General features: G+C 49.5%; 23 protein-coding genes. 7 read left to right on the forward strand and 16 right to left on the reverse strand.

Annotated features, from left to right (window positions below):
* Window positions 1-80 precede the first annotated feature (80 nt).
* The 7 genes from WFJ73_RS08325 to WFJ73_RS08355 all read right to left on the reverse strand — a co-directional run bounded on the left by WFJ73_RS08325 (window position 81) and on the right by WFJ73_RS08355 (window position 6,867).
* Window positions 81-518: a hypothetical protein gene (locus tag WFJ73_RS08325; RefSeq protein WP_127493463.1), complete on the reverse strand. Its 438-nt coding sequence runs from the start codon at window positions 516-518 to the stop codon at window positions 81-83.
* Between the two features lie 261 nt (window positions 519-779).
* Window positions 780-1,043, reverse strand: a complete 264-nt coding sequence (locus WFJ73_RS08330; protein WP_041614405.1) for a YlbG family protein — start codon at window positions 1,041-1,043, stop codon at window positions 780-782.
* Between the two features lie 37 nt (window positions 1,044-1,080).
* Entirely contained in the window at window positions 1,081-1,557 is a 477-nt protein-coding gene (locus WFJ73_RS08335; RefSeq protein ID WP_336772596.1) for a YlbF family regulator, read from the reverse strand.
* Window positions 1,558-1,630: 73 nt separating this feature from the next.
* On the reverse strand, window positions 1,631-3,397 hold the full coding sequence (locus WFJ73_RS08340; RefSeq protein WP_336772597.1) for a helicase-associated domain-containing protein: 1,767 nt from the start codon (window positions 3,395-3,397) through the stop codon (window positions 1,631-1,633).
* A 15-nt stretch (window positions 3,398-3,412) separates the two neighbouring features.
* On the reverse strand, window positions 3,413-5,080 hold the full coding sequence (locus WFJ73_RS08345; RefSeq protein WP_336772598.1) for a DNA repair helicase XPB: 1,668 nt from the start codon (window positions 5,078-5,080) through the stop codon (window positions 3,413-3,415).
* Between the two features lie 124 nt (window positions 5,081-5,204).
* Entirely contained in the window at window positions 5,205-5,627 is a 423-nt protein-coding gene (locus WFJ73_RS08350; protein ID WP_336772599.1) for a CBS domain-containing protein, read from the reverse strand.
* Between the two features lie 58 nt (window positions 5,628-5,685).
* Window positions 5,686-6,867 (reverse strand): M20 metallopeptidase family protein, encoded by a 1,182-nt coding sequence (locus WFJ73_RS08355; RefSeq protein WP_336772600.1) that lies wholly within the window; start codon window positions 6,865-6,867, stop codon window positions 5,686-5,688.
* A 265-nt stretch (window positions 6,868-7,132) separates the two neighbouring features.
* On the opposite strand from WFJ73_RS08355, the gene WFJ73_RS08360 reads away from it, so the two are divergent.
* Both WFJ73_RS08360 and ftsW read left to right on the forward strand, forming a co-directional pair.
* On the forward strand, window positions 7,133-7,477 hold the full coding sequence (locus WFJ73_RS08360; protein ID WP_336772601.1) for a YugN family protein: 345 nt from the start codon (window positions 7,133-7,135) through the stop codon (window positions 7,475-7,477).
* Window positions 7,478-7,480: 3 nt separating this feature from the next.
* A complete protein-coding gene (gene ftsW / locus WFJ73_RS08365; RefSeq protein ID WP_336772602.1) occupies window positions 7,481-8,656 on the forward strand; it encodes a putative lipid II flippase FtsW in 1,176 nt (391 codons plus the stop codon).
* A gap of 56 nt (window positions 8,657-8,712) precedes the next feature.
* Here the strand turns inward: ftsW and WFJ73_RS08370 are convergent, their stop codons facing one another.
* Window positions 8,713-9,096: an Asp23/Gls24 family envelope stress response protein gene (locus tag WFJ73_RS08370; protein ID WP_015845353.1), complete on the reverse strand. Its 384-nt coding sequence runs from the start codon at window positions 9,094-9,096 to the stop codon at window positions 8,713-8,715.
* 183 nt (window positions 9,097-9,279) lie between these two features.
* On the opposite strand from WFJ73_RS08370, the gene cax reads away from it, so the two are divergent.
* A complete protein-coding gene (cax, locus tag WFJ73_RS08375) occupies window positions 9,280-10,338 on the forward strand; it encodes a calcium/proton exchanger (RefSeq protein ID WP_336772603.1) in 1,059 nt (352 codons plus the stop codon).
* 33 nt (window positions 10,339-10,371) lie between these two features.
* On the opposite strand, the gene WFJ73_RS08380 is transcribed toward cax, so the two are convergent.
* The 5 genes from WFJ73_RS08380 to WFJ73_RS08400 all read right to left on the reverse strand — a co-directional run bounded on the left by WFJ73_RS08380 (window position 10,372) and on the right by WFJ73_RS08400 (window position 15,123).
* The gene (locus WFJ73_RS08380) at window positions 10,372-10,659 is read right to left on the reverse strand and encodes a YlaN family protein (RefSeq protein WP_127493480.1); all 288 of its coding nucleotides are present in this window, start codon (window positions 10,657-10,659) and stop codon (window positions 10,372-10,374) included.
* Between the two features lie 139 nt (window positions 10,660-10,798).
* Window positions 10,799-11,041 carry an HPr family phosphocarrier protein gene (locus tag WFJ73_RS08385; protein WP_015845356.1) on the reverse strand — a complete coding sequence of 81 codons (243 nt, stop codon included), beginning with the start codon at window positions 11,039-11,041 and terminating at the stop codon, window positions 10,799-10,801.
* Window positions 11,042-11,142: 101 nt separating this feature from the next.
* Window positions 11,143-12,258 (reverse strand): aminopeptidase, encoded by a 1,116-nt coding sequence (locus WFJ73_RS08390; protein WP_336772604.1) that lies wholly within the window; start codon window positions 12,256-12,258, stop codon window positions 11,143-11,145.
* A gap of 75 nt (window positions 12,259-12,333) precedes the next feature.
* Window positions 12,334-13,050, reverse strand: a complete 717-nt coding sequence (locus WFJ73_RS08395; protein ID WP_336772605.1) for a hypothetical protein — start codon at window positions 13,048-13,050, stop codon at window positions 12,334-12,336.
* A 120-nt stretch (window positions 13,051-13,170) separates the two neighbouring features.
* A complete protein-coding gene (locus WFJ73_RS08400; RefSeq protein ID WP_336772606.1) occupies window positions 13,171-15,123 on the reverse strand; it encodes a sensor domain-containing diguanylate cyclase in 1,953 nt (650 codons plus the stop codon).
* A 363-nt stretch (window positions 15,124-15,486) separates the two neighbouring features.
* On the opposite strand from WFJ73_RS08400, the gene rpsD reads away from it, so the two are divergent.
* Both rpsD and WFJ73_RS08410 read left to right on the forward strand, forming a co-directional pair.
* Window positions 15,487-16,086 (forward strand): 30S ribosomal protein S4, encoded by a 600-nt coding sequence (gene rpsD, locus WFJ73_RS08405; RefSeq protein WP_132306125.1) that lies wholly within the window; start codon window positions 15,487-15,489, stop codon window positions 16,084-16,086.
* Between the two features lie 275 nt (window positions 16,087-16,361).
* Entirely contained in the window at window positions 16,362-17,135 is a 774-nt protein-coding gene (locus WFJ73_RS08410; protein WP_336772607.1) for a class I SAM-dependent methyltransferase, read from the forward strand.
* 74 nt (window positions 17,136-17,209) lie between these two features.
* Here the strand turns inward: WFJ73_RS08410 and WFJ73_RS08415 are convergent, their stop codons facing one another.
* Window positions 17,210-18,745, reverse strand: coding sequence for a flotillin family protein (locus WFJ73_RS08415; protein WP_336772608.1), 1,536 nt, complete (start codon window positions 18,743-18,745; stop codon window positions 17,210-17,212).
* 32 nt (window positions 18,746-18,777) lie between these two features.
* On the reverse strand, window positions 18,778-19,308 hold the full coding sequence (locus WFJ73_RS08420; protein ID WP_336772609.1) for an NfeD family protein: 531 nt from the start codon (window positions 19,306-19,308) through the stop codon (window positions 18,778-18,780).
* A gap of 425 nt (window positions 19,309-19,733) precedes the next feature.
* Between WFJ73_RS08420 and WFJ73_RS08425 the strand changes: the two genes are divergently transcribed.
* On the forward strand, window positions 19,734-22,823 hold the full coding sequence (locus tag WFJ73_RS08425) for a transglycosylase domain-containing protein (protein WP_336772610.1): 3,090 nt from the start codon (window positions 19,734-19,736) through the stop codon (window positions 22,821-22,823).
* Window positions 22,824-23,012: 189 nt separating this feature from the next.
* Here WFJ73_RS08425 and acsA read toward each other — a convergent pair whose 3' ends face one another.
* A complete protein-coding gene (gene acsA, locus WFJ73_RS08430; RefSeq protein WP_336772611.1) occupies window positions 23,013-24,737 on the reverse strand; it encodes an acetate--CoA ligase in 1,725 nt (574 codons plus the stop codon).
* Between the two features lie 237 nt (window positions 24,738-24,974).
* Here acsA and WFJ73_RS08435 point away from each other — a divergent pair, with 237 nt between their 5' ends.
* The gene (locus tag WFJ73_RS08435) at window positions 24,975-25,610 is read left to right on the forward strand and encodes a GNAT family N-acetyltransferase (protein WP_336772612.1); all 636 of its coding nucleotides are present in this window, start codon (window positions 24,975-24,977) and stop codon (window positions 25,608-25,610) included.
* Window positions 25,611-25,622: the final 12 nt, after the last annotated feature.

The raw sequence follows: 25,622 nt of genomic DNA on the forward strand, positions 1-25,622 counted from the left end.
TCTTAGCGGTTATTATACTACAAATGCACGCAAAAAAGCGCAGCACCCTTCGAAAGGATGTTGCGCCAGCGGTTCTTCGTTTATTTCCTTTTTCGACTGTTTTTCACCAAGGTCATTCTTCTGGAGTGACGAAGCCATGAATAGTATGATTTCAAATCCCGCAATTCGATCGTCTCCGACATACGGCCCAAAAAGGTAACTACAATCATCTTGTGTAGCGGGTTGCCAAGCAGATCAATGTCTGTTTCCGATGGGGCAAATTCAGCAACAAACACCAGATCGTCGTCAATCAGGTAAACATCCTCTTCATTCCGGTAATAAGGCTCAACTCGTCCTTGCTTCAGGCATTCCCATAAGAATTCGGCAATATCCTCGTAACCCGTCTTCTCACTTTCAACCCGATCCACCCACCGGCTCCTGGCATGGTTAGTAATAACGATGTCCGCCACTTTCTTATCGCCCAATTCGATATAAAAAGTCTCATAAGTGCTCCATCTTCTAGTCGTTTTGTCCTTCATCGTTCACCACACCTCCATCTTAGGAACCAGGTCTTTTTTACCATTTTTATGTATAAGGATATTTTAACCATGATTGTCCGAGATTTCAACAATAAAATAAACTCAGCCCATAAATGTAATTATTTGTAAAACTTAATAAAAGAAAGAAGATCGCCGTACATTGGTCCTCTGTGTACCAGCGATCTTCCCGCAATTTTATTTAATTATAATTAACTTCCTTCTTTGAATTTCATAAATATTCATGCTTATGAAATTCTAGTTCTACATGCTGTAGAATCTGGTCTTATCCTCGGCATCTTTTGTATATTCTGTCTTTAATTCGTTGCGGTAAGATCGTTCAACCTTGCGCACGAACGGCAGACGGCTTATTGTCTTTACCGCTTCCTCCGCGCGCTCTGCGTTCATATAGATCACGACATAATGCATCTTGCGCGACATATAATGAACGGTTCCGTACTTTTCCAGCGTTCTGGCCGCTTTCAGATCGCTCACCCATATGATATAACCTGTCCGTTCCGGTAACAACATCTATTCCCTCCGTCGAGTCGAATCAAGCAAAGGTCTATCCGCAGCCGCCGCTTCCGCAGCTGCAGGATCCGCCGCCTCCGCAGCCACCCGTTTTCCCTTCATTGCCCGGTACCTTAATCGTCTCGGATACCGATTCCGCAATCATGCGGGATACGTCATACAGCATCGTATCTACGAGCTGCTCGGCCGTCTTGAACCGTTTCACCGCTTCAATCTCGTCCAGCTCCCGCTCGATTTGCTTCACTTTATCCTTAGCTGCATGATAATCCGGATGGAATCTGCCGAACCGCTCGCATTCCGAGAACAGCTCTTTCGCTTTGGCGAATTGCTTGGTCAGCACCTTCACCTGCTCATCCTCCTGTACAGCTTCTTTCCAATATAGATAATCGGCTACCTCAGCCGATTGGTTAATAAAATCGCCCAGCTCGTAAGCGCACATTAACAGCGACGCCATATCCAGCGAAGAAACGCCGCTTGCACCATCATAGGGCAGAACTGTGGTTGTTGGCATTTGTTCACCCTCTTTTCTTTTACACTTGCTTAGAATCTATCATATCATAATCATTCAATGAATAGATACAATTTTACACAAATCCACTCACTCCCGGCGCAACCAACTTCATCCCTTCCCACATTTCCGGAGACAAGCATACTTCGCGGTGCGTCTCGGCTTCGCGCAGCAAGCCGGTGACGGTCCAGCCGTCTCCGCTCCTCTCCAGTCTGGCTGGCACAAAAGCCACAACGCTTTCGTTCATCCTTAATTGGACCGGAGCCTGCCAGCTCAAAGCCCTCTCCAGAATTTCCAGGCGCGTGGAGTGATGATAAGATCTGAACTGCTGCATCCAATTTATAGGTACCCGTTCAAGCTCGGGCAGAAACCGCTCTATTCTGAAATCCTCATGATTCATAAGCTCGCAGCCCGCAAATGCCCGTCCGGAAAAACAAAGCGCGAACCCGCTTTCTTCCGATGGATGTTCAAGAGGCAATTCGGGATACGCTTCTGATGCCTGCTTAGCAACCGCTTCCGTCTGTTTTTCCCAATCGGCCAAGCTGGTTTCGAGCAATGGCGAGATTGGCATTCCGCCGGAAGCCGATTGCAAAAAGGTTATAACCGAAGCAACGCTCCGTCCGTTAATAATTGCCCGTTCTATAGAACTTCGCGTTAATTGCCATACGGACAGCAGGTCGTCGCTCTTCCTGTCTGCCACAAGCTCCAGCTCCCATCGGACCCTGTAAGAACAGCCCGGAGGAACAAGCAGATCGCCGTTAGGTTCTATCATAATGGGCTCTGGCCTCGCCGACGGACGCCGCCCAGTATCGAGGAAGAGCGGCATCATCGTCCACCGGAGCATTCTATGGTCTCCGGTGCGCGCGAGTTCCATCCATCCGAAGCTGCGCAGCAGATTCAAACAAGTAGCGCGGCTCTCACCCCACTCCATGCCTTCCACATCAAGCAGCGGGAGCTGGTCTGCTATATCCGCTTCCGAATACCAGGCCCCAGGCTCAAGCCGGGTCAACAGCGCCATGACATGCCACATCGCAGGTTTTTTCTCCAGAAGCTCATCCAGGCACCAGAGAAATAATAAAGCCTCCCGCTTAAGCTCCTCCTCCGAGAACCAAGCAGCAAGCGTATCTTTCTGCCACCTTAACTGCTTTCCTTCAGTTGCCACTATGCCTAATTGCCTGCTAAGCCTCAGCGCAAAAGATACGGCAGGAGTATAAGGATCCGTTTCCTCCTGCTGCCAGCCAGCCTGGAGAAGATCCGCATCCGTAATAGAAACGGCATGCATAAGTTTTGCGGCTGTTTTCTTGGGAAGAACTCCTTTTGACGTCAGGCCTAAACCGCTTCGGGCTAGCTCCGCCCATATCGACAGCAGCTGTCTTCCAAGCGGTTTAAGGGCCATATCCTCCTGCCGCTGCTCCCACAATCCGCTTAACCTGTTTGCTGCGGGCAGTTGATCAAGCCGAAACAAATAGGGATGCCACCGCATAAAACAATCGCTTGGCATCGCATACAGCCGCTCCCCCCAGCCTTGACGGAGCGCAAAAATAATCCCCGCATTTTGCAGCTGGATCAATCCGTAACGGAACTCGGCACCCGAGAATCGCTGCCGCAACGAAAAAAGCCGCTCCTCCGAGACGGGACCGGCTCCAAAGCAATTATAAAATGCCCGCAGAACGGCGGCGGCTGCTTCGTCCATCCGGTTCACCGCTTCTTCGATGGATCGCCTGTCGATTACGGCTTCCTCCCAATGCAACCCGCGCTCTGCAGCATCAATCCATAAGGGAGACATCATGAATTGCTGCTTCACGCGGCTTGTCAGTTTCTCCGACCATTGTTGTACAAACATGAAGAATGACCTCCCTTACTGGTGTTTTTCAAGCTCGTATTGGTAGCCTTGCTCAAGCAGGAACATCTGACGCCTAGCGGCGTATTCCGTTTCGCTGGTCTCATCGGTCACAATGGTGTAGAACCAGGCTTCATTCCGGCCTTCCTTCGGACGCAAAATGCGGCCTATCCGCTGTGCTTCCTCCTGCCTTGAACCGTAGCTTCCCGAAATCTGAATGGCCACGGCCGCATCGGGAAGGTCAACCGCAAAATTCGCCACCTTGGATACCGCAAGAACAGGCACATCTCCCGACTTAAACTGTTCGTACAAGCTTTGGCGTTCATTTTGCGGCAATTCTCCCGTAATGACCGGCACCTCTAATGAATCCGCAATAGAATGAAGCTGATCGAGATACTGCCCGATGATGAGAGTTGGCGTTCCCTCATGACGCTCCAGCAGCTGGCGGACAACCGGTACCTTGCCGGGATTCTCCGCTGCGAGACGCAGCCGCGAACGCTTCTCCGCCGAATGGTACAGCTCGGATATGCCTTGATCCATCGGCACGCGGATTTCCGTGCATTTAACCGATGCGATATGCCCCTCCGCTTCGACCGTTTTCCATTGCAGCTCGAACTGCTTTGGTCCAATCAGGGAAAATACATCCTCTTCGCAGCCGTCTTCCCGAACCAACGTTGCCGTGAGTCCTAGCCTTCTTGTTGCCTGGATATCGGCCGTCATGCGGAATACCGGGGCAGGCAATAAATGCACCTCGTCGTATATAATGAGCCCCCAGTCGCGCTCGGAGAACAGCTTCATGTGACGGAACGAATCTTTCTTCGACTTCCGGTGGGTCAGAATTTGATACGTTGCAATCGTTACGGGGCGGACCTCCTTCGAGGCGCCCGTATATTCTCCGACTTCCGCCGGTTGAAGGGTTGTCTTGTCCAGCAGCTCTTCCTTCCATTGCTGTACGCTGGTTGCGTTGGAAGTAAGAATAAGCGTAGCGCTGTTCAGCCTTGCCAATGCCGCGATCCCGACGATCGTTTTGCCCGCTCCGCATGGCAGAACGATAACGCCGCTGCCCCCTTGAATCGTCCCTTCTTTATAAAAAAGATCAACCGCCTGCCGCTGGTAGTCCCTAAGCTCGAAGGACCTGCCGCTCAGCGTTAACGGTCTAAGCGACACGGATAATGCTTCTCCCGTATGGTAGCCGGCCAAATCGATGACAGGGAACCCAAGCCGGATTAATTCCTGTTTAAGCTGGCCCCTGTACTCCGGATTTACCTCCCAGGAACCGCCGGTTCCGCGTTCCTTCAGGCATTCCAGAATGATCGGATGCCCTGCGATCTCATCCAGCAAAGAATTGTCACCATATAAGATGAGATGGTACTCGTTGATTTCCAGCCGAAGCTTGCCATACCGCTCCATAAGCGTACGAATATTCGTCTCCAATACTCCGGGCAGTCCGTACCTGGCATATTTTCTTAGCGATTCGATAACCGTTGCCGCATCCATGCCGGTAGAAGCCGCATTCCACAAGGATAAAGAGGACATTTTATACGTATGCCAATTTCCCGGACGTTTAACGAGCTCCGCGAACAAGATCAGCATCCTGCGCGCTTCCTCCGATAAAGGATGCTCATAATCGAGCAGCACCGTCATATCCGACTGAATAATTAACGGTCCATCCTGACGTTCCAACATAAGATCTCCCCCATTGTTCATAGCGGTAAGCATTCACCTCACAGTATGCAAAATTATCCAGAATTTTATACGAAAAACGGGATTCCTCAAAGGCGTTCGCCCCGGAAGAATCCCGTTATTTCATCTAATGCACATGCTCCGATATTTCGTTAAGGGCTGCGCCTACCTCGTGAATGAAGGCATCCCGGACAGCCAGATCGCCAATTGCGACAACTCCAACCAATTCACCGTTTTCTACGACGGGAAGACGGCGTATTTTATGCTTGGCCATCAGATCTGCCGCTTTATCCATGGTTGTGTCCGGCGCAATGGTCAGCAAATCGGTTGTCATGACTTTCTCGACGGCTGTGGAGCCGGAATGCTTATCCGCATAACCGCGTACGACAAGATCCCGGTCCGTTACGGCGCCAATCAGCTTTGAGCCTTCTACTATAGGTATAAATCCGATATCATGCTTCTTCATTAAGACGGCAAGCTCATATACGTTATCCAGTAAAGTTGCCGTAATGCACGGCGAAGACATAACCTCTTTGATCGTTTTACGCAAGGCGGACAAACCTCCTATTCGGAATTTCTTCCTTTAGGATATCCAGCCAGAAGAGTTGTCATCCTGCCGCAAAATCTTCCGCCATTTGAATAAGAAGCTGGGCGGAATGTACCATGGCACGCTCATCGATATCAAAGCGAGGATGATGATGGGCGTATACGACTCCCGTCTCCTCGTTCCCCGCCCCAACAAACATAAAGCAGCCCGGTACCTTCTCCAAATAATACGAGAAATCCTCCGCGACCATCATCGCTTCCGAACGAAGGGTGTTCTCGACACCAAACAGTTCGCCGGATACCCGGAAGAAACGGCCCGCCTCCTGCTCGTCGTTGATGACGGGCGGATACCCGATACGCATATGGTAGTCGTATTTCGCTCCGTACATGCTGCAAGTATGGTTAATCAGTTGCTCAAGCCTTTCATGCGTAAGCTTTCGGGATTCCTCGTCGAATGTACGGACCGTCCCTTTCATCGCGCAGCGCTCGGCAATGACGTTATTGGTTGTTCCGGCCTGGAAGGACCCGATTGTAACTACCGCAGGCTTCAAAGGATCAACGTTGCGGCCAACAATGGATTGAACCGCCTGCACGAGAGCCGAGCCGATTACGATTGTATCGATCGTCTTATGAGGCATGCCGCCATGTCCGCCAAGGCCTACGATTTCTAAAGTGAATTCATCCGCTGCTGCCATAAAAGGTCCCGGCTTGGTTGCGGTCTGACCATACGGAATCGGCGACCACAAGTGCACCCCGTATATGGCGTCTACGCCGTCCAAGGCCCCGTCCTCAATCATGCGGATCGCTCCGCCCGGTGTCTGCTCCTCGGCAGGCTGGAAAATCAACCGGCGCTCGCCGGCCAGCTCTGCCTTATGCTTCTGGTAGTAATTCGCTACGGCTAGCAATGCCGACGTATGCCCATCATGTCCGCATGCATGCATCACGCCGGGAACCTGGGACCGGTATTCGCATTCCTTCTCATCTTGAATCGGAAGGGCGTCAATATCCGCGCGAAGCGCGATAACCGGACCCGGCAGTTCCCCTTTTATCGTAACCAGCAGACCGTGTCCGCCAACGCCTTCGCGCACCTCACAGCCAAAGGCCTTTAATTGCTCCGCAATCCACCGGGATGTATGTACCTCTTGAAAAGACAGCTCCGGATTCTGGTGGAGATGTCTGCGCCACCGGACCATTTCCGGATAAAGACGCTGCAGCTGCTCTTTTATATAGCTACTAGTCTTCATTGGACACACCTCCTAAAAGTTTTGTTTGAAGTAAACGCATAACCTTACAAAAGCGTTATGAAGCAAAACTTATTTCCATCTATTCTAACAGAACGGCGCCATGCGGCAAAGAGAAAGCATAGCTATAGCAGAGAGTAAGTCTTGCGCTGACTGGGGAAACATACTATCATGGGAAAAGATGTACAAATAAGTTTTGCGCTTTGAGCAAAACGGGCTTTGCCAGCATAAACCTTACATTCCACAAGCAACTATAGGAGGAATAACGATGATTATTGAAAACTCGGGTCTTAACGGCCTTCAAAGCGATCTGGCTCATCTTGACGAGTCTGCCGAGCAGCTTGGCTTTGTACGTTGGCAGTGGGAATACTACCGCGCTACATACGATCTGAAGCTGGAAGATCAAGCAACGAAATCGGAGTACTTCCTGCGCGTCAACACTCGCGCTGTTGAAGGCAAGCTTGAAAATCCTAATGCCGTGCTTGCAATTGAACACGTATACATCGGAAAAGCTACATTCCCACATGGTCTTGAATACGAATCGCCGGTTCCGCAGCCGATCATGACGATTGCGAATCAACGCCTCGAGAAACTGAAACAGCTGCTTGCCTAATCTATGAAGAAGACACAGCAGAATGGCAGTCGTGGCAGACCGGACTTTCTGCTCCTTATTTTAACGCTGCTGCTAGTTGGATTTGGACTGGTCATGGTGTTCAGTGCAAGCTCGAACATTACGCTGACTTCGGCGAAATTCCACAATGATGCGTTATATTTTACTAAGCGGCAGCTCATTTGGGCGGTTCTCGGCATCTTTGCAATGCTTTTCTTGATGAATCTCCCTTACCAGATTTTTAAAAAGGGATTTATCTTCCTATTCATTCCGGTCATAGTCATGCTGATGATTGTACCAACCATTGGATCGTTGAACGGTGCGAGCAGCTGGTTCCGTATCGGAACCATGGGAATTCAGCCGACGGAGATGGCCAAGCTTGCCATGATCCTCTATATAGGGGCTCTTATTACCAAGAAGGGCGAAAAGTTCCGGGACTTCAAAAAAGGCCTGCTTCCGGTATTAATCATCGTAGGATTTATTTGCTTCCTTATCATGATGCAGCCGGATTTGGGCTCCTGTCTCGTTCTTGCTTCTTGTGCGGGGATAATGATCATTGCAGGCGGCGCTAATCTCAAGCAGGTTGCCGTTTCAGGAGGCGTAATCGGTATCTTCGCCGTCCTTTTCGCAGCGATCGGCATGGCCACAAATCCCGATGGTTGGGCTTACCGGGTTGCCCGGTTTACAGCCTATTCCGATCCACTGGCGGATCAACAGGGCTCGGGGTTCCAACTGGTATCCTCCTTGCAGGCGCTTGGGCACGGGGGTTTGACGGGAGCTGGCTTCGGGGAAAGCGTGCAAAAGCTGCATTACTTGGATTACCCTTATAATGACTTTATCTTTTCTGTCATTGCCGAGGAGCTGGGATTTATCGGATCAAGCCTGTTCCTCTTGTTTTACTTGCTCTTTCTCTGGCGGGCGCTTATCGTTGCCCTTCGCTGCCCCGATCACTACGGAACCATTGTAGGAGTCGGAATTGTTGGCTTGTTCGGAATCCAGGCCTTCGTTAATGTCGGCGGCGTAACCGGCGCAATACCGCTGACCGGCGTAACGCTGCCCTTCGTCAGCTATGGGGGATCCTCCCTGCTGGTCTGTCTGATGTGTATCGGAGTGCTTCTCAGCATCTCGCGGGAAGCCAACAAGCAAGACAAGCCAGAGCGCACGAAACGTTCTCATCACTAAAAAAGGCTGAACCCGTCTAAGTAACGGTTCAGCCTTTTTTATGTAAGTTCCGCATACTATTTCAAGCGTTGCTGCGGTTCTTCAGACGTTTCCTCTTCTTTGAAGGCAACGCCTTCCACTTTTACATTAACTTCAACAACATTAAGACCGGTCATATTCTCAACCGATTCTCTTACATTCAGCTGCAGCTGTCTGCAGACCTCCTGAATCGGAATGCCGTAATGAACGATAACGCGAAGATCGATTGCCGCTTCCAGCTGACCTACTTCGACGGATACACCTTTTTGCACGTTTTTACCGCTAAGGCGCTTCGCCAGTCCTTCGGAGATCCCGCCTGACATTCCGGCAATGCCTGGAGTCTCAAGCGCAGCGAGTCCTGCAATCGTTGCCACTACATCGTCTGAAATACGGATAATGCCTGTTTGAAGGTCCTCGTTCATGTTATTCCACTCCTCAATTTGCCATATACCATCATTGTACTGGATGGCTCAATTTGAAGCAAGGAAGGAAGTAGATCTATCTGAGGCCCTATGCCATATTTTTTGGAAAAGTTTACATGGTTGCCTTTTTTCGTTATGATTAATAATGTTTTTTAGACTTACATAATTGAAGAGGTGGATTTGGTGAGACAGAAACTGTTTTTCGGCGGATTAATTGTCATGTTCCTCTTGAGCGCACTCGGGCATTTCGCCCATTGGGACATGACGCTTCAATTTATCATTTCCGCTATCGCCGTCGTGTTTGTGGCGGGCTTTCTCGGCAAAGCGACGGAAAGTGTTGCCCATTACGCCGGACAAAGGCTTGGCGGGTTTCTAAATGCCACGTTTGGTAACGCGGCAGAGCTGATCATTGCGATCTTCCTCGTTAAAGAAGGCTTGTTCGATACCGTTAAAGCGAGTATCACCGGTTCCATCATTGGCAACCTGCTGCTCGTCCTTGGTCTTAGTCTCCTTGCGGGCGGCATTAAATTCAAACAGCAGTTTTTCAATAATCAATTGGCCGAGCATAACGCAACGCTGATGATTATGGCTGTTATCGGTTTGTTTGTACCGGCTGTCTTTGTTGGAGCCGAGCATTTCACGCTTAATAAGGACCATTTCCTCAGCATCACGGTTGCCTGTATTCTGATCGTTTCTTACCTGCTGTGGCTTGTGTTCTCGATGATTACTCATAAAGATGTTCTCGCGGATAACGTAATGAATGCCGATCATGGCGAGGAGCCGATGTGGTCGAAAGGCGTATCCGTTATTATGCTGATTGTAGCGACGGTTATGGTCGCTTTCGTCAGCGAATGGCTTGTGCATACTCTCGACAGCTTTACCGAGAAATTTGGCCTGTCCCAGCTGTTTGTCGGTGCGTTCGTTATTGCGATCATCGGAAATGCAGCCGAACATAGCGCAGCGGTTATGCTGGCACTTAAGAACAAAATCGGCGCAGCAGTCGAAATCGCCATCGGCAGCAGCTTGCAGATCGCGTTGTTTGTAGCTCCGGTGCTGATTCTGATTAGTGCGTTTATGGGCAATACAATGGATATTATCTTCACGCCAATCGAATTAACCGCTATCGGCGTTTCCGTCTTTATAGCGAAATCCGTTTCCCGAGACGGTACGACCAACTGGTATGAGGGGTTCCTGCTCCTTATGGTTTATGTCATATTGGGCGTTGCCTTCTATCTAGTTTGAGAAAACAAAAAAAGAGTAGGCTCCAAATGGAGACTACTCTTTATTATTTAACGCTTCATACAACTGGGCCAAGTTGCGTTCCAATCGGCTTAACATTTCTTTTCCGCTCTGCTCGGCTATCAATCCCGCGCGCACAGCAAAGTCAATCTCCCGCGAGAATCCATACATTTGCGTGTCCAAAACTTCCTCGTACAGCGGACATTGACGGGTCGTCAAGTTCTCCATCTGAACTTCGATAAGTTTTTCTATTTTACTCGCATCTTCCGTTAGGAGACGAAGCGCTTTCTCATGCAATTGAACCGTGACTTCCGGTGAAGACATCGTTTTCCCCCCTGTGCGTGTACCCGCCGTCGTCTATATCTTTTATATTAGACGAAAAAGAGCCAATACACAAGGACAAAACAAAAAAGCGCTTCTTCTTTTCAGAAGAAGAAACGCTTTGTTTGCGACCGAACAAGTCTTATTCGCTAATTACCGATACATTCAAGTTATGTTTCGCGAAAATTTCTGCCATTTTTGCTTTCGCTTCTTCCGCATCAGGACCATGAACATGAAGCTCGTAAGCGTGGCCGCCTACCAACGTCGTAAACAGTCCAAGAATGCTCTTAACATCGATATATTTGTTGTCGGCTTGCAGAACGATTGAAGAGCGGAATTGGCTAGCCGCTTGAGAAATTTCTACGATAGCTGCATTGTTGGACATGGGGAATCCCTCCAGTTAATTAGTAAAGCTTTCCTTGACATCATGATAACCCGAAATATATCATCCATCAAGAGAAAAGTTCAAAAACGCTTCATTTTCATTTATTTCAAATTTTCGGAATTTAGTCCTTCCAGCTCCGGCAGCACAAAAACGCCGTCTTTGCGGATTAATACGTCATCGAAATAAATCTCGCCACCGCCGTACTCCGGACGTTGAATCAATACTAAATCCCAATGAATGGAAGAACGGTTGCCATTATCCGTTTCCTCATACGCCTGACCGGGCGTAAAGTGAAGGCTTCCCGCAATCTTTTCGTCGAACAAAATATCGTTCATCGGATGTAAAATATACGGATTAAAGCCGATTGCGAATTCGCCGATGTAACGCGCGCCTTCATCGCTGTCCAGAATCTCATTCAATTTCTTCGTGTCATTGCTGGTAGCGTTAACGATCTTGCCATTCTCGAACGTAAACGAGATATTCTGGAACGTTGTTCCGGAATAGACGCTTGGCGAATTGTACGTAATTACGCCATTAACCGAATCCCGAACAGGCGCGGAGAATACTTCGCCGTCAGGAATATTCCGCTGGCCGGAGCATTTTTTCGCACCGATTCCTTTAATGGAGAAAGTTAAATCGGTACCCGGCGAAACGATCCGTACTTTGTCCGTACGGGACATCAATGCCTGAAGCGGATCCTGCGCCCGGTCCATTTTCGCGTAATCCAGGTTGCATACATCAAAATAGAAATCCTCAAACGCTTCCGTGCTCATGTTAGCCAGCTGCGCCATCGATGGAGTCGGGTAACGGAGAACAACCCACTTCGTACGCTTAACGCGCTCCTCCATATGTACGGGATGTGTGTATAATTGCTCGTATAAACGCATTTTTTCCTTTGGCACATCAGACAATTCGTTTACGTTCGAGCCCGACCGAACGCCGATATAGCCTTGCATTTGCTCCATGCGCTCAAGGTCATGCTTCGCCCAAAGCTCAATTTGCTCCTTGGTTGCATGCGTCAGCATCGTCCGCAGGACAGAGCGGTCGCTCAGCTCCACAAACGGTCTTCCGCCACGCTTTGTTACTTCTTCAATAAGGCATTTGCCCAGCTCCAGCTCGAGGCCAATCAAATCGATCAGTACATTGTCGCCGGGTTGTACATCAATCGAGTAGCCGGCTAGGTTGGCCGCCAGCTTCTGTAATCTTGCATCACGCATCTTTCTCAAACCTCCATTACTTATGAGCACTGTTCTATGAAAAACAGCCTTCGAACATATTAGCATGTTGCTTGCTTATTGAACAGTTCCTGTTCCTGCTCTTGTGGCTGTTCCGTTAAAGGGACTAAAGGTAACGTTGGTATCGCGCTTTTCCTGTTTGTCTTGTCCGGAGAGCGAATAATGAAGGACGGAATGCTCCTCCAGCTTGGTCGGAACAAGATTATTTCTGTCGATCAACACTTCATATTGAGCTTTAACCTGAAGAGATTTCAGCATTTTGTCCATCTGCTTTTGGGATTCGTTAAATTCTTTCAGCCAGGCTTGTTTATATGGTCCTTCTTCCAGCGGTTCTTTGGCAGCCAGCGCGTTCATCTCATCCTGAAGCTGCTCTTTCCAGAGCTTGTTGGCATCCTGATCGCTTAGCTCGATATGCAACGCAACCTGGTCGGCTGTTGTGGCCGCGTCGACAAAGTTTACTTTCTTATCCGCGTTTTTCACTTTGTTCAGAACCTCAATCGGGCTCCATTCCAGATCCTCGCCGTCATCGCCTTGTGCATGCAGCTTGGTGTGCTCTTCAATATGTCCTTGAAAGGTCCGGGGCGCATAAGCCCAGCCTTCCGCCGAGTAGATGGTTGTTTGGCCGGAGAACGCATATTGATCCTTGCCCGCAAGACCGGCAATCGACATGTTAAGCCATTCCTCGGGCGGGCGGCTGGAGGTTGAGCATCCGTTCAAGGCTAGTACAAGCGCTGCAAGCAGCGTGCTAATAAGAGTATGTTTCAGGGTCTTCAATTAACACAGCACCTTTCATTAAATCGTTCCATATAACCTTATCGTCCCTGAACGGACAGCGCCTTATTCGGATCTTTTCCAAAAAGAAAAGGACACCTCTGGAGGTGTCCTTCGTAACAATCAATTGGCTTGTCCGATATAAATCCGGTTTCTTCCGTTGTTTTTTGCTTCATAAAGCGCCATATCCGCTCTGTAGAATAGTGATTCCACGCTGATTTTCTCATTCTCAAACGTCCATTCGGAGACACCGCAGGAAACCGTCACAACCGGCTGTGTCTCTGCTTCCACATGGGTTCGGATCCGTTCGGCAATCCTGTAAGCTTGTTCTGAATGAATACCCGGCAAATAAACCGCCAATTCCTCCCCGCCCCATCTCGCGGCAATGTCGCCCTGCCGGATCGAGCTGCGGATTATGCTGCTGACCTGTACCAGAATCTGATCGCCAACCTGATGGCCAAACGTATCGTTGATTTGCTTGAAATGGTCAATATCGACGAGGATCAGTGCACCGAGCGGATCTTTCCTTTGACGGCTTTGAATCTGCTCATTCAGATAATGGCGGGCGTGCAGGCCCGTCAAATTATCCGTAATCACCATTCTCCGGACTTCGGCATGAAGCGATGCATTCGTAATGGCCAGCCCTATATGCGTAGACATGACCTGCAACAGCTTGTAATTGTCATAGGAAAAGAAATTTGCGCTTTTATGGGCAACCATAATAACGCCGACAACTTCCGAATCGACAAGAATTGGCGTAGCAATTAGCGAGCGTGCGCCCGTATTATCCATCAGCTTCGAATTGACGACTCTCGTGTGCCAATAATCCGAGATGATAAGAGGTTCCTTCGTGCGATGCACGATGCCGCAGAACCCGTATTCGGGCGAGAAATGTTCGCTTGACATGGCAGGGATATTGCTTGCCATAACGACAAATTGATTTTTCTCTTTGTTAAGCTGAAGGACGCAGCAATAATCGGCATCAAATACGCTCAGAAGCTCTGACGAAGCAAATTTGAAAATTTCCTTCAGCTTCAGCGATTGGTTCAGCCTCTTAGTAAGCTCGTTAATCAATCTTAGCTCATTAATAAGAAGGTTCGACTGCTCGTACAGCTTCGCGTTCTCAAACGCTGTGCCGGCCGTGTCGGCCAGCAAAACAAATGCCGGCAGGTCCGCATCGTCCCAGCTGCTCGCGTTAACCGTCAAGCATAAAACGCCGTAAGCAGCCTGCTTACCCGTCATGGGTACCGCAAGGCGCTTAGTCCCTTCCCGGTCCTGCTCGGTCACAAGCTTGCCTTCCAGAAACGACTTGGCTACCAGGTCATGCGCCGCATTTTTAAATACAAGCGGTTTGACTCGGGAATCCCCGTTGACATGATCCTGCGATAAATACAATTGCGCAACCGAATTCGGATATAACTGCTCCAAACTGCTTAGCATTTCGGACAATACCGACGTGACATCGAACTGGTCATACAGCCTTTTGGCCGCCAAAAACAAGGCGTCGCGCCTGCTCGCTTCCTTGTCCGTCCGCTTTTGCTGCAAAAGCAGATCTTTGATGTAGAGCTGCTCAAACCTGCGGTAAAAGCAAGTCCGAAGATGAAGCGCGCTAAGCTGCGCGATGGATTTGGCCTGAGCCCCGTCAAGAAAATCTGTTACATAAACCAAGACGCAAAAAGGACGACGATCCGATCGAGTGAGTAAGGGAACGGCCACGGCCTCCAACTTCCGCTCATCTTCTGTCGCAGATTCTGATGATGTCATGGAATCGGCAGCAGCCTGCCTCGCGGCGGCAATTACCTCCGCCTGACGATTTATCTCCAAAGTTCCCGCGGAACCAATTACATTGCTGTTCAAATCAAACAATACGAACTGTCCGTCTACCTGCATAGCTTGCTCATCGGAATCCTTGCGCCAGCATGCAAAGCTCTCCTGCAGCAATGGCAGCAAGTACGGTTCATCCGCAGCTTGAATATCTTCATTCTCAAACCATATTGTTCGCATATCCTCTTCAATCCGATGAGCTGCCGCGGCAGTTTCATCTAACGCCTGTGGATTATTATATAAATCCGCCATCGGCAACACCCAGCCCTTCCCTCTATATAAAGGAGACGAGTCTATCAAGCTATTATTTCAATTTATAATATACTTTATTTTTGAGAATTTTGCACTACTCAAAATTCCAGCTTTTAGGTCTTTTGAACCGCGTCTGCCGCCATTGATGGGAAGTGCTGGCGCCTTGACAAAGGCAAGCAATTTCATATATTATCTATAAATGAATGCATGGGCGTACGGTTTTGTGTCACCCTCAGAAATACGTTCGCTGATATACCAGCGGCTGAACTGTTTATCAGGCTTCGAAGATTTCGAGCATAGAGCGTATTCGGCGAAACACAACCCCATCCTCAAAAATACAATTTTGAAGGAGTTACACAACTCATGTCCCGTTATACAGGTCCTAAATTTAAATTAAGCCGCCGTCTTGGTATTTCCTTGAGCGGTACTGGCAAAGAATTGAAACGTCCATTCCCTCCAGGCCAACACGGTCCTAACCAACGCAAAAAGCTTAGCGGTTATGGCGTTCAATTGCAAGAAAAACAAAAACTGCGTCACATGTACGGCTTGAACGAGAAGCAATTCCGCAACTTGTTCGACAAAGCGGCTAAACTGAAAGGTATCTCCGGTGAAAACTTCATGGTCCTTCTCGAAAGCCGCCTGGACAACCTCGTGTTCCGTCTTGGTTTCGCTAACTCCCGTGCAGGCGCACGTCAGTTGGTTTCCCACGGTCACGTAACCGTTAACGGTAAAAAAGTCGACATCGCTTCCTACACTGTATCGACTGGCGACGTAATCGGTCTGCGCGAGCGCAGCCGTGGTCTGAAATCGATCAAAGAAGCAATCGAAGGCCGTCATCACCTACCGAACTACCTGGAATTCAACGATACAGCTGTTGAAGGTAAATACGTTCGTCTTCCAGAACGTGCTGAGCTTTCCCAAGAGATCGACGAGAAACAAATCGTCGAGTTCTACAGCCGTTAATCGCTTGACTCGGAAACCCCGGGAGCTTATGCTCTCCGGGGTTTTTACTGTTTTCTTAACCACACTAGAATTAAAATTTACAAGTTCCAGGACAATCGAAATTACAATTCTATTTGGCGATAAAACTTACTTCTAAACGCGGTCGCTCATCTTCGAAAGTCCTCGATTAAAGTTTCATCATAGGCAAAAACTATAAAGTGAATAGATATTATATATTTCACTTATATGGCTCAAGGAGGTAAAACTAAGGTATAACAAATCGGAGGCGATGAAACATGATCAATCAAGGCACGCAGGCATGGAATCCCGGAACGTACGATACGCAGCTCGGATTTGTATCGAAGCTTGGCAAAGGCATTCTGGATTGGCTGGATCCGCAGCCAGGAGAACATATTCTGGATCTGGGCTGCGGTACAGGCGATCTGGCCGTTGAAATCGCAGGATCGGGTGCGAAGGTAACCGGTATGGATCAGTCGGAAGCCATGATTGTATCCGCAAGAAGCAAATATCCGGATATTAACTTCATCGTTGGTGACGGTGAGCAATTCAGTTTCGAAGCTCCGTTTGATGCCGTTTTCTCGAATGCGGCCCTGCACTGGATGACAAATGCCCGCGGTGCTATCGAATCCGTTCGGGATTCCTTAAAGGGCGGAGGAAGGTTTGTTGCCGAATTTGGCGGCAAGGGCAATGTAGATGTTTTTGTCCAGGCCTTTTATAAAGTGATGCCCCGGTATGGCATTCAGCCGGCTGAACGGAATCCATGGTACTTCCCTTCAATTGGCGAATATGCAAGTTTGCTCGAGCAATATGGATTCGAGGTAAAAATCGCCGAGCATTTCGACCGCCCTACTCCTTTGCCGGAAGGTGAAAAAGGGGTAATGCATTGGCTGGACGGATTCGGGGATGCTTTCTTCAAAGGCCTCGATAACGCCGATAGACAGTCTGCCAAGCAAGAGGTATACGACGCAGCCAGACGAAAGCTGCTGGTCGTTAATGGCGTTTATCAAGCGGATTACAGACGTATCCGTATATCTGCCGTGAAGTTATGAGAAAACCTATTCTATTGCGGTAAAAGAAATCCCGGTGAGGATCCAATTGTCCTCTCCGGGATTTTTATGTTTCGTTATTCGTTTTTCTCCACAGGCTCAGCAGGCTGCGGGATTTGCACAGGTGTCTCGGCAGCTGCTGCCGCAGGCGGAGTTAGAGCACCGGATACCCGGGACGTTAAGTTTTTCATCAGGGAATTGACATCAATTCCGGATACGTTTTTCAGCATCTCCGGTGCTGTCGCCATTAAGCCGGTTACGTAATTGCTTAAGCGCGCTGCCCCTTCGCCATGACCGGTATCTACAACCGTCAGTTTGTCGATGCCTTTAATCGGCTCTGCCACTTTGCCGGCAAGCTCAGGCAGCATTTTCACGATGATATCGAGAACCGCAGCTTCGCCAAAGCTTTCGAACGCTTGAGCAAGCTTTTCCTTCGCTTCCGCCTCGGCAAGACCGCGCAGACGGATGACCTCGGCTTCGGCCGTACCTTTCGCACGCTCTGCATCGGCGATCGCAAGACCGTCCAGACGCTTCTGCTCAGCAAGCGCCTTCGCCTCCGATTCAATGCGGTATTGCACGGCATCCGCTTCGCGGAGCTTTTTGGTTTTATCCGCTTCGGCCGCTTGTTCGACCGCATAACGGTCGGCTTCGGCTTTTTTCTTCACTTCCGCATCATACTGCTTCTCGCGGCGCAGAATTTCTTTCGCTTCCAGATCAATCTCGCGTTCCTTCCGGACGAGCTCAACCTTCATCTGCTCTTCTACTACGCTTTGCTTAGCGCGCGCTTCCTGAATCGAGTAAGCCTGATCCGCTTCCGCTTTCGCCATATCCTGTTCGCGTTTGAAGGAAGCTACCTTCAGTTCTTTCTCTTTAGCAGCCTCGGCGATATTGGTATCGCGCAGAAGCTCGGCCTTCTGTCCTTCTTCCTCGGCAAGTGCCTTCTTAATCCTGGAATCTCTCACCGCTTCCGCTTCCGCAATATCCGCATCGCGCTTTACGGCAGCAATACGCGGTTTACCAAGTGCATCCAGATATCCGTGCTTATCCCGCAAATCCTTGATCGTGAAGGAAACGATCTGCAGGCCCATCTTTTTCAAATCCTTGGCTGCGACGCCCTGCACCTCTTGAGCGAATTTGTCGCGGTTCCGGTAAACCTCTTCTACCGTCATCGTACCAAGGATAGCCCGGAGATGACCTTCCAGCACCTCTTGCGCTTCGCTCTTCAGCGCTTCGGTTGGTTTACCCATGAACTGCTCGGCTGCCGTCGCCACATCCTCAACGATACCGCCGATTTTGATAATCGCGACACCATCCGCCATAACAGGTACGCCTTGTTCCGTATATACTTCCGGAGTAGAGACGTCCAGCTTGTGGGAGAGCAGCGATAGAAACTCCGCCTTCTGGAAGATCGGAAGGATAAAGGCGCCTCCGCCGCGGACGATTTTAATTTTACGGCCGGTTTCATCCGTGCTTACGTTCCGGCTTCCTAAGAAAGAACCCGTTACGATCATCGCTTCGTCCGGGCTTACGGTACGGTAGCGCGCCCAAAAGGCAATACCGAGGATAACGAATACGGCAACTACAATAGAAGGAATAACAAGATACTCTGGCATGAACTTTCTTTCTCCTCTCAGTTAAGCACTTTTTAGTAAGGGTCAAGCTTGGAGACGTACAACGTATTTTCTTTTACTTCCACAACGACAACCCGCGAACCGCCTGGTATGTCATCACCGTCAAAGCTGGCTGCAATCTGGTTGGTATATCCCGCTCCCGCTTTGACCAACACCTCGCCGTAACCCTTGGAAGGAATGGCTGTAATCACTTCCGCGATCTTGCCGCTTAAGTCCTTCTCCGAGAGCGCAATCGAATTCTCGCTTTCGCTCATCGGCTTTACGTAAAGGAAATAGCCGCTGCCGCCAATGACCACACCTCCCGCAAGGGCAAGAATGAATACGGCCGCGAGCCCAAGTGACGTGTAATGCGCAAGCAGCAGCCCAGCACCGCCAAATGCGGTAATTCCGCCAACCAAGGTTGTCGGATTAAGCCACGGATGACCGTCCAGCGACAAAAAATCAAGAATGCCGCCTAGCGCGTGACCGATCAAATCCCCAAGCAGAGCACTAATAATGGCATATAAAGCTCCGCCAATGAGACATCCCCAAAATACCGCCTCCAACTTCCTCCTCCTCTCACAGCAACCATATGCTGTTAATTCATACGCATATACTCCCACTTTGTTTCGAAAAAATGGGAGGTTTCTAATCGAAAGCTTCATTTTTTTAATTTTTTCAAGCATCGGCAGTAAAACTATTCTAATTACGCCATACAACTTTTCCTGTCTTTCAACGTCTATATAGACGGCAAATGCTGCTTTAGGCATTCGTCGGCAAAAGAACGCTGCCGAAATTAAACATTTGGGCAATATAACAATACATGAAACATACCTCGTTTCGTTCGACATCATTCGCTAGTTTTTACCAAGTCAATCAGCGCATCAGCTTAAGTACCACAGGGCTAAAGGGAAGTCAATCATGCTAGTGCTCCAAATAAACGTTCTGTGTTATAATAGGTTCTGGTCATTTAGAGGGGGAATTTGTACATATGCAAGAAGAAGATCGCAAATCGCCGCCCCGCAGGAGCGGATGGCGTACTTTCGGAATCATATCATTGATGACTGTCAAATGGCTCATTTATTTCGGCATTTTTATCGGTTTATTAACCGGAGGGGCTTTAACCGGCTATGTCGCCTCGCTTGTCAAGGACGAAGCTGTACGTCCTCGCACATTAATAGAGGAGAAGGTAAACGAAAATTCCATTACAGGATATGTGTATTTCAATGACGATACGCTTGTTGGACAGCTGCGGACCGAAGAGGACCGTACGCCAATCGAATACGATGATCTGCCTCAACAGGTTATCGATGCCGTGCTTGCCATTGAAGATAACAACTTTATGCATCACAAAGGCGTCGATATTAACGGCCTTGGACGGGCTGTCAAACAGAAGCTTTTAAATGAAGATACGCAAACCGGCGGCAGTACTCTGACGCAGCAGCTGGCACGACGCGTGTTCCTTAGCTTGGACAAAACGGACAGCCGTAAAGTAAAAGAGATGTTTCTTGCGCTTCGGATGGAACGTTATTTGACCAAAGGCGAGATTCTCGCCGCCTATTTGAACAAGGTGCCATTTGGCAACGGATCCAGCGGTTATAATTTATACGGTATTAAATCGGCAGCCAGAGGGCTGTTCAATATCACCAACCTTAATCAATTAAACATTGCGCAGTCCGCTTATCTGGCCGGCCTGCCACAGCGCCCTTCGGCCTATACCGCGTTCACGAGCAAAGGACAATTCGATGAGGAAGGATTCCAGCTTGCTATTGAACGCCAAGGCACTGTACTATCGCAGATGCTGAAATTCGGACGGATTACGAAGCAGCAATATGATGAAGCAAAAGCTTTTGATATCCGCTCCTCCCTTGCGCCTCCATCGGAGAAGGCATATACGACTTATCCTTACCTGATGCTGGAAGCGGAACGGCAGGCTGCTGAAATTCTGGTTCTTCAGGAGAATCCAAAGCTTACCAAGACGGATCTGAAGAAGAAAGAAAACTCCGCGCTTGTAGAAGATGCCCGCCAGCGTCTGCTCAACGGCGGATATCATGTCTATACTACGATTGACAAAGAGATCTACAAGATCATGCACGATATCGCGGCAGATCCTAAGAACTTCTCCGCATTCAGCAAGGAGAAGGGCCTCGAGCAGACCGCCGCTGTCATGATCGATCACAAGACCGGCGCGATTCTGAGTATGCTGGAAGGCCGCGACTTCTACGAGGAGCAAATGAACTTTGCCACTCAGATGACGCGTCAGCCAGGCTCGGCGATGAAAACGATCGCCGCCTATCTGCCAGCCATTGATAAGGGACTCATTCAACCTGCAAGCATCGTTGATGATGCTCCCGTAGTACTGAAGGATGGACAAAAAGGCTTCCATATCCCGAAAAACTCGACAAACAGATACCTTGGGCTTGTGACGGCGCGCGAAGCGCTTAACCGCTCGCTCAACCTGCCGGCTATCAAGATCTTCCTTGACGATGTTACGATCAAAGGCGCATGGAGCTTCGCGCGCGATCTTGGCATTACAACCTTGCAGCCGCAGGACGACAATGCGCAGACCGGTGTAATTGGGGGTCTCAGCATCGGGGTTTCGGTTGAAGAACTTACGAACGCATATGGCGCTATTCCGAATAAAGGCGTCTTTAACGATGCTTACATGATTTCGAAAATTACCGATTCGCAAGGAAAACCGGTTTACGAGCATAAAGCTGCTCCAAAGCAGGTATTCTCGCCGCAAACGGCATTCCTGGTTACCGACATGCTGAAGACGGTCGTATCGAGCGGTCAAGGTACTGCTCATTCCTTAACTTCCGACTTCAAGCAATACGGTAAAATTCCAATCGCAGGCAAAACCGGTACGACGCAAAGCTACGGCGACGTATGGTTTATGGGCTTCACCCCTGATGTTACTCTTGGTGTATGGGCAGGTTATGAAGAGCAGATTCATACGTTGTCTGACCCTGGCAAAAAGCGGGCACGGTCTATCTGGGCGCTTATGATGAATGAGATTACGAAAGCCAAACCCGATCTGTTCACAACGAAGGAATTCGAACGTCCTTCCGGCCTTGTCAAAGCTACGGTATCCAGCGCAAGCGGCAAGCTTCCAAGCCAGCTGACGAAGGAATCCGGCATGCTGGTCACGGACTGGTTCAATCAGAAGTATTTGCCGAAGGAAACCGATGACGCTTTAGTGAAGATGGCATATATTCCGTTCAACGGTGTCAATTATGTACCTAATCCTGCTACACCGAAAGATATGGTCCGCGAACGTATCGTTATTAAAAGGAAGAAACCGCTTGATGAATTAATGGACGAAATCAAGGCGGCGCAAGCGAAGCTTCCGGCAAGCAGCAGAAAGTCGCTCGAATCCTATCTTCCTGCTGATGCAGATACCAATGCGCCTTCCAAAGTGGATCCGCGCGTAGATGACGGGAATGCGCCAAATGCGCCAAGCAATGTGAAGCTGCAATCGATTGGTTCCGGAGTTGTTATGCTGACCTTCACAGGCGGCACCGAGAAGGATATTGTAGGCTACCGGGTTTATCAATCCGTTAACGGGCAGCCGGCTCAAAAGGTTGGAGATTCCATACTTGTTGGCGATGAGCTGAAAGCAAAAATTTCGGTAGGCGGCAATCAAGGATACAGCTTCTATGCCACTGCGGTAGACGTAGCCGGTAAAGAATCGGCGGCAAGTCAAGTCGTTACCTTCGGAAAAGGAGCTGTAGAGCTTCCTGGCCTTCCTGGTTTGCCTGGCGATAACACCGACAATGGCAGCAACACGGGTGCCGAGCATCCGGATCTGGCTCCGCCTTCCTCGCCAAGCGGCTTGGCTGCAGCACCAACTGATTTGAGCGTGCTGCTGACTTGGAACGCAAATGCGGATGCCGAATACGTTACGACTTATCATGTATTCTTCAGCGCAAATAACGACGGTAAATACGTTGAGGTAGGAAAAACTCAAAAACCAAGCTTTGAATATGCTTCACCGCTTACGACCGGTACCTTCTACGTCATTGCGGAGAATGATACCGGCAAATCCCCTCCTTCCCAGCAAGTAAAAGTGGGGAAGTAAATACTTCGCATTTGAATGTTCTTCCGATCGCTGTTGTACCCGGATTCCTTGAACAAGTTTATCAGGGTGGGAATCCGGAGTACAAAGGCGAACGCTACGCTTCTCCAGAATCATTCAAACTGCTCCGTTAAGAAAAAGAACAGAAAAAAAGCGCCGCGGATTAATTCCGTGGCGCTTTTTTATATGGGGTTAGTCCTCGATTGTGGACAGGTCGCCTGTTGGGAGGTTAAGCTCCCAAGCTTTGAGGACGCGGCGCATGATTTTGCCGCTGCGCGTCTTCGGCAGCTTGTCTTTGAACTCGATCTCGCGTGGTGCGGCATGAGCAGACAATCCGACTTTTACGAATTGCGCAATCTCGGCCTTCAACTCATCCGAAGCCGTATAGCCCTCACGAAGAGCGATAAACGCTTTAATAATCTCGCCGCGCATTGGGTCCGGCTTGCCAATTACACCGGCCTCTGCGACCGCTGGATGCTCTACAAGCTTGCTCTCTACTTCAAACGGACCTACCCGCTCCCCGGCTGTGTTGATGACATCATCAATACGGCCTTGGAACCAGAAATAACCGTCCTCATCCATATAAGCAGAGTCTCCGGAAATGTACCAGCCTTGAATACGGAAATATTCCTCGTATTTCGAAGGATTGTTCCAAATTTTCCGCATCATCGATGGCCATGGAGTCTGCACGGCCAAGTTACCCATGCGATATGGCGGAAGCTCGTTGCCTTGATCGTCGATAATCGCCGCTTTGACGCCCGGCAGCGGTTTACCCATCGAACCCGGCTTAATATCCATGGACGGATAGTTACAGATCAGCTGAGCGCCGGTTTCCGTCATCCACCAAGTATCATGGATGCGTTGATTGTAAACCTTCATTCCCCAGCGAACAACCTCCGGATTAAGCGGCTCGCCAACGCTGAGCACGTGACGCAGGCTCGACAGATCGAATGAGCTTGACAGGTCGTCCCCTGCTCCCATCAACATACGGAACGCGGTTGGAGCACTATACCATACCGTTACGCCGTATTTCTGAATCGTACCGTACCAGTCGCTTGGACTGAAGCGTCCGCCGCGAATAACGTTAGTCGCTCCGTTCAGCCATGGCGCAAAGACACCGTAAGAGGTTCCCGTAACCCAGCCCGGGTCAGCCGTACACCAGTAGATATCGCCTTCTTTTAGATCCAGTACGATTTTACCCGTGTAGTAGTGCTGAATCATGGCGTTCTGTACGTGATAGACCCCTTTAGGCTTGCCGGTAGAACCGGATGTGTAGTGAAGAATAAGGCCATCTTCGCGGTCGAGCCACTCGATCTCGGCTTCTTCCGAAGCTTGCGCCATCTCCGCGCTGAAGTCGACAATCACATCGTCAGCCGCTACGTTATCGCCAAAGACAAAAATATGTTTCAAGTTAGGCAGCTCGTCGCGTTTAATACGCGGAAGAAGAGCCGGCGTTGTTATAATCGCCGTTGCTTCGCTGTCCTGCAGACGGTCTTTGACAGCCGTCTCCATAAAAGCTTCGAATAGCGGGCCTACAACGGCACCTACCTTCAGAACGCCTAATACGCCAAAATACAATTCCGGCGTGCGCGGCATAAAGATAAATACCCGTTCTCCCTTGCCGATGCCGTATTTCCGCAATACATTCGCGAACCGGTTCGACTGCTTGCTCATTTGTTCATAAGTATAAGATTCATCGCGTGCGCTGTCGCTGTAGTAAAGAGCGATATTCGCTCCTTTACCGGACTCCACATGACGGTCAATGGCTTCGTACGCCATATTTACTTTCCCTGTCTCGTGCCAGCTGAATTGGCTTTCAATCTCTTCCCATTTGAAATCATTCGATGCTTGCTCGTAATTCTTAAGATTTGGATTTGTTGCAACTGCCGGAATACGTTCTTGATGCAAGTTGATCATTCTATCACTCTCCCATCAAATCTGTTAAACATTAACCGCAAAGAATGCGCTTTCAAATGCTAGCCGGATCTTGCAGGCAAACAAGCCGTCTATCGAACGCATCTATTCCGGTTACTCAACCGCCACAACAATTATAGCATAATGACTTTCCATTCGACTATGCTTTTCATTTTCCCCGATGTTTGCTATAACCTTAAATATAAGGGAGCTCACGGCCTCGGAAAGGAGATACCGTTATTGGAGCATCGCAAAATGTATCAACGGCAGCAAATAGAATTGCAGGACGGCCGAGTCTGTATCATTGAAGGCCCCGTCCCTCCGAAGTCCTTGCAAACCCTCGCCATGCATGCCGATCTGGACGCGTTCCGGCGGCCCAAGGATCAGCATGAAGCTTTGGTGGAGATTGCAGGTCTTAAAGAAGGACGAATTATTCTTGCCCGCGTAGACGAGCTGATTGTTGGCTATGTCACCTTTCATTACCCGGACGAGCTGGAACGCTGGTATGAAGCCGGCATGCCGGATTTAGTCGAACTGGGAGCCATTGAAGTAGCGGATCAATACCGATCCTATGGGCTCGGCAAAAAAATGATTCAATTGGCTTTCGCAGACGGACAGCTTGAAAATATGATCGTTTTTACCACCGAGTATTACTGGCATTGGGATTTGGAAGGGACAAAGCTGAGCGTATGGGAGTACAGGGGCATTATGGAGAAGCTGATGAAATCCGTCGGCATGGTCTGGTACGCAACCGATGATCCGGAGATTTGCTCGCATCCTGCTAACTGCTTGATGGTACGAATCGGCAAAGAAGTGCCGCAGGAGTCCGAAGAGCAATTTGACCGAATCCGTTTCAGGCAGCGTTTCATGTACTAGCGTGTTTTTATT

Origin of the sequence: Paenibacillus sp. MMO-58 (assembly GCF_037146255.1) — a bacterium.
Taxonomy (GTDB): domain Bacteria; phylum Bacillota; class Bacilli; order Paenibacillales; family Paenibacillaceae; genus Pristimantibacillus.

Excerpts from the sequence above, each read along its gene's own strand:
- WFJ73_RS08380 (WP_127493480.1), bottom strand. The coding sequence starts at position 10,659 with ATGTCTTCACCGGAAGTCACGGTTCAATTGCATGAGAAAGCGCTTCGT.
- WFJ73_RS08335 (WP_336772596.1), bottom strand. The coding sequence starts at position 1,557 with ATGCCAACAACCACAGTTCTGCCCTATGATGGTGCAAGCGGCGTTTCT.
- WFJ73_RS08345 (WP_336772598.1), bottom strand. The coding sequence starts at position 5,080 with ATGTTGGAACGTCAGGATGGACCGTTAATTATTCAGTCGGATATGACG.
- WFJ73_RS08325 (WP_127493463.1), bottom strand. The coding sequence starts at position 518 with ATGAAGGACAAAACGACTAGAAGATGGAGCACTTATGAGACTTTTTAT.
- WFJ73_RS08360 (WP_336772601.1), top strand. The coding sequence starts at position 7,133 with ATGATTATTGAAAACTCGGGTCTTAACGGCCTTCAAAGCGATCTGGCT.
- acsA (WP_336772611.1), bottom strand. The coding sequence starts at position 24,737 with ATGATCAACTTGCATCAAGAACGTATTCCGGCAGTTGCAACAAATCCA.
- WFJ73_RS08400 (WP_336772606.1), bottom strand. The coding sequence starts at position 15,123 with ATGGCGGATTTATATAATAATCCACAGGCGTTAGATGAAACTGCCGCG.
- WFJ73_RS08415 (WP_336772608.1), bottom strand. The coding sequence starts at position 18,745 with ATGCCAGAGTATCTTGTTATTCCTTCTATTGTAGTTGCCGTATTCGTT.
- WFJ73_RS08410 (WP_336772607.1), top strand. The coding sequence starts at position 16,362 with ATGATCAATCAAGGCACGCAGGCATGGAATCCCGGAACGTACGATACG.
- rpsD (WP_132306125.1), top strand. The coding sequence starts at position 15,487 with ATGTCCCGTTATACAGGTCCTAAATTTAAATTAAGCCGCCGTCTTGGT.
- WFJ73_RS08370 (WP_015845353.1), bottom strand. The coding sequence starts at position 9,096 with ATGAACGAGGACCTTCAAACAGGCATTATCCGTATTTCAGACGATGTA.
- WFJ73_RS08355 (WP_336772600.1), bottom strand. The coding sequence starts at position 6,867 with ATGAAGACTAGTAGCTATATAAAAGAGCAGCTGCAGCGTCTTTATCCG.
- WFJ73_RS08390 (WP_336772604.1), bottom strand. The coding sequence starts at position 12,258 with ATGCGTGATGCAAGATTACAGAAGCTGGCGGCCAACCTAGCCGGCTAC.
- WFJ73_RS08385 (WP_015845356.1), bottom strand. The coding sequence starts at position 11,041 with ATGTCCAACAATGCAGCTATCGTAGAAATTTCTCAAGCGGCTAGCCAA.
- WFJ73_RS08425 (WP_336772610.1), top strand. The coding sequence starts at position 19,734 with ATGCAAGAAGAAGATCGCAAATCGCCGCCCCGCAGGAGCGGATGGCGT.
- ftsW (WP_336772602.1), top strand. The coding sequence starts at position 7,481 with ATGAAGAAGACACAGCAGAATGGCAGTCGTGGCAGACCGGACTTTCTG.
- WFJ73_RS08340 (WP_336772597.1), bottom strand. The coding sequence starts at position 3,397 with ATGTTTGTACAACAATGGTCGGAGAAACTGACAAGCCGCGTGAAGCAG.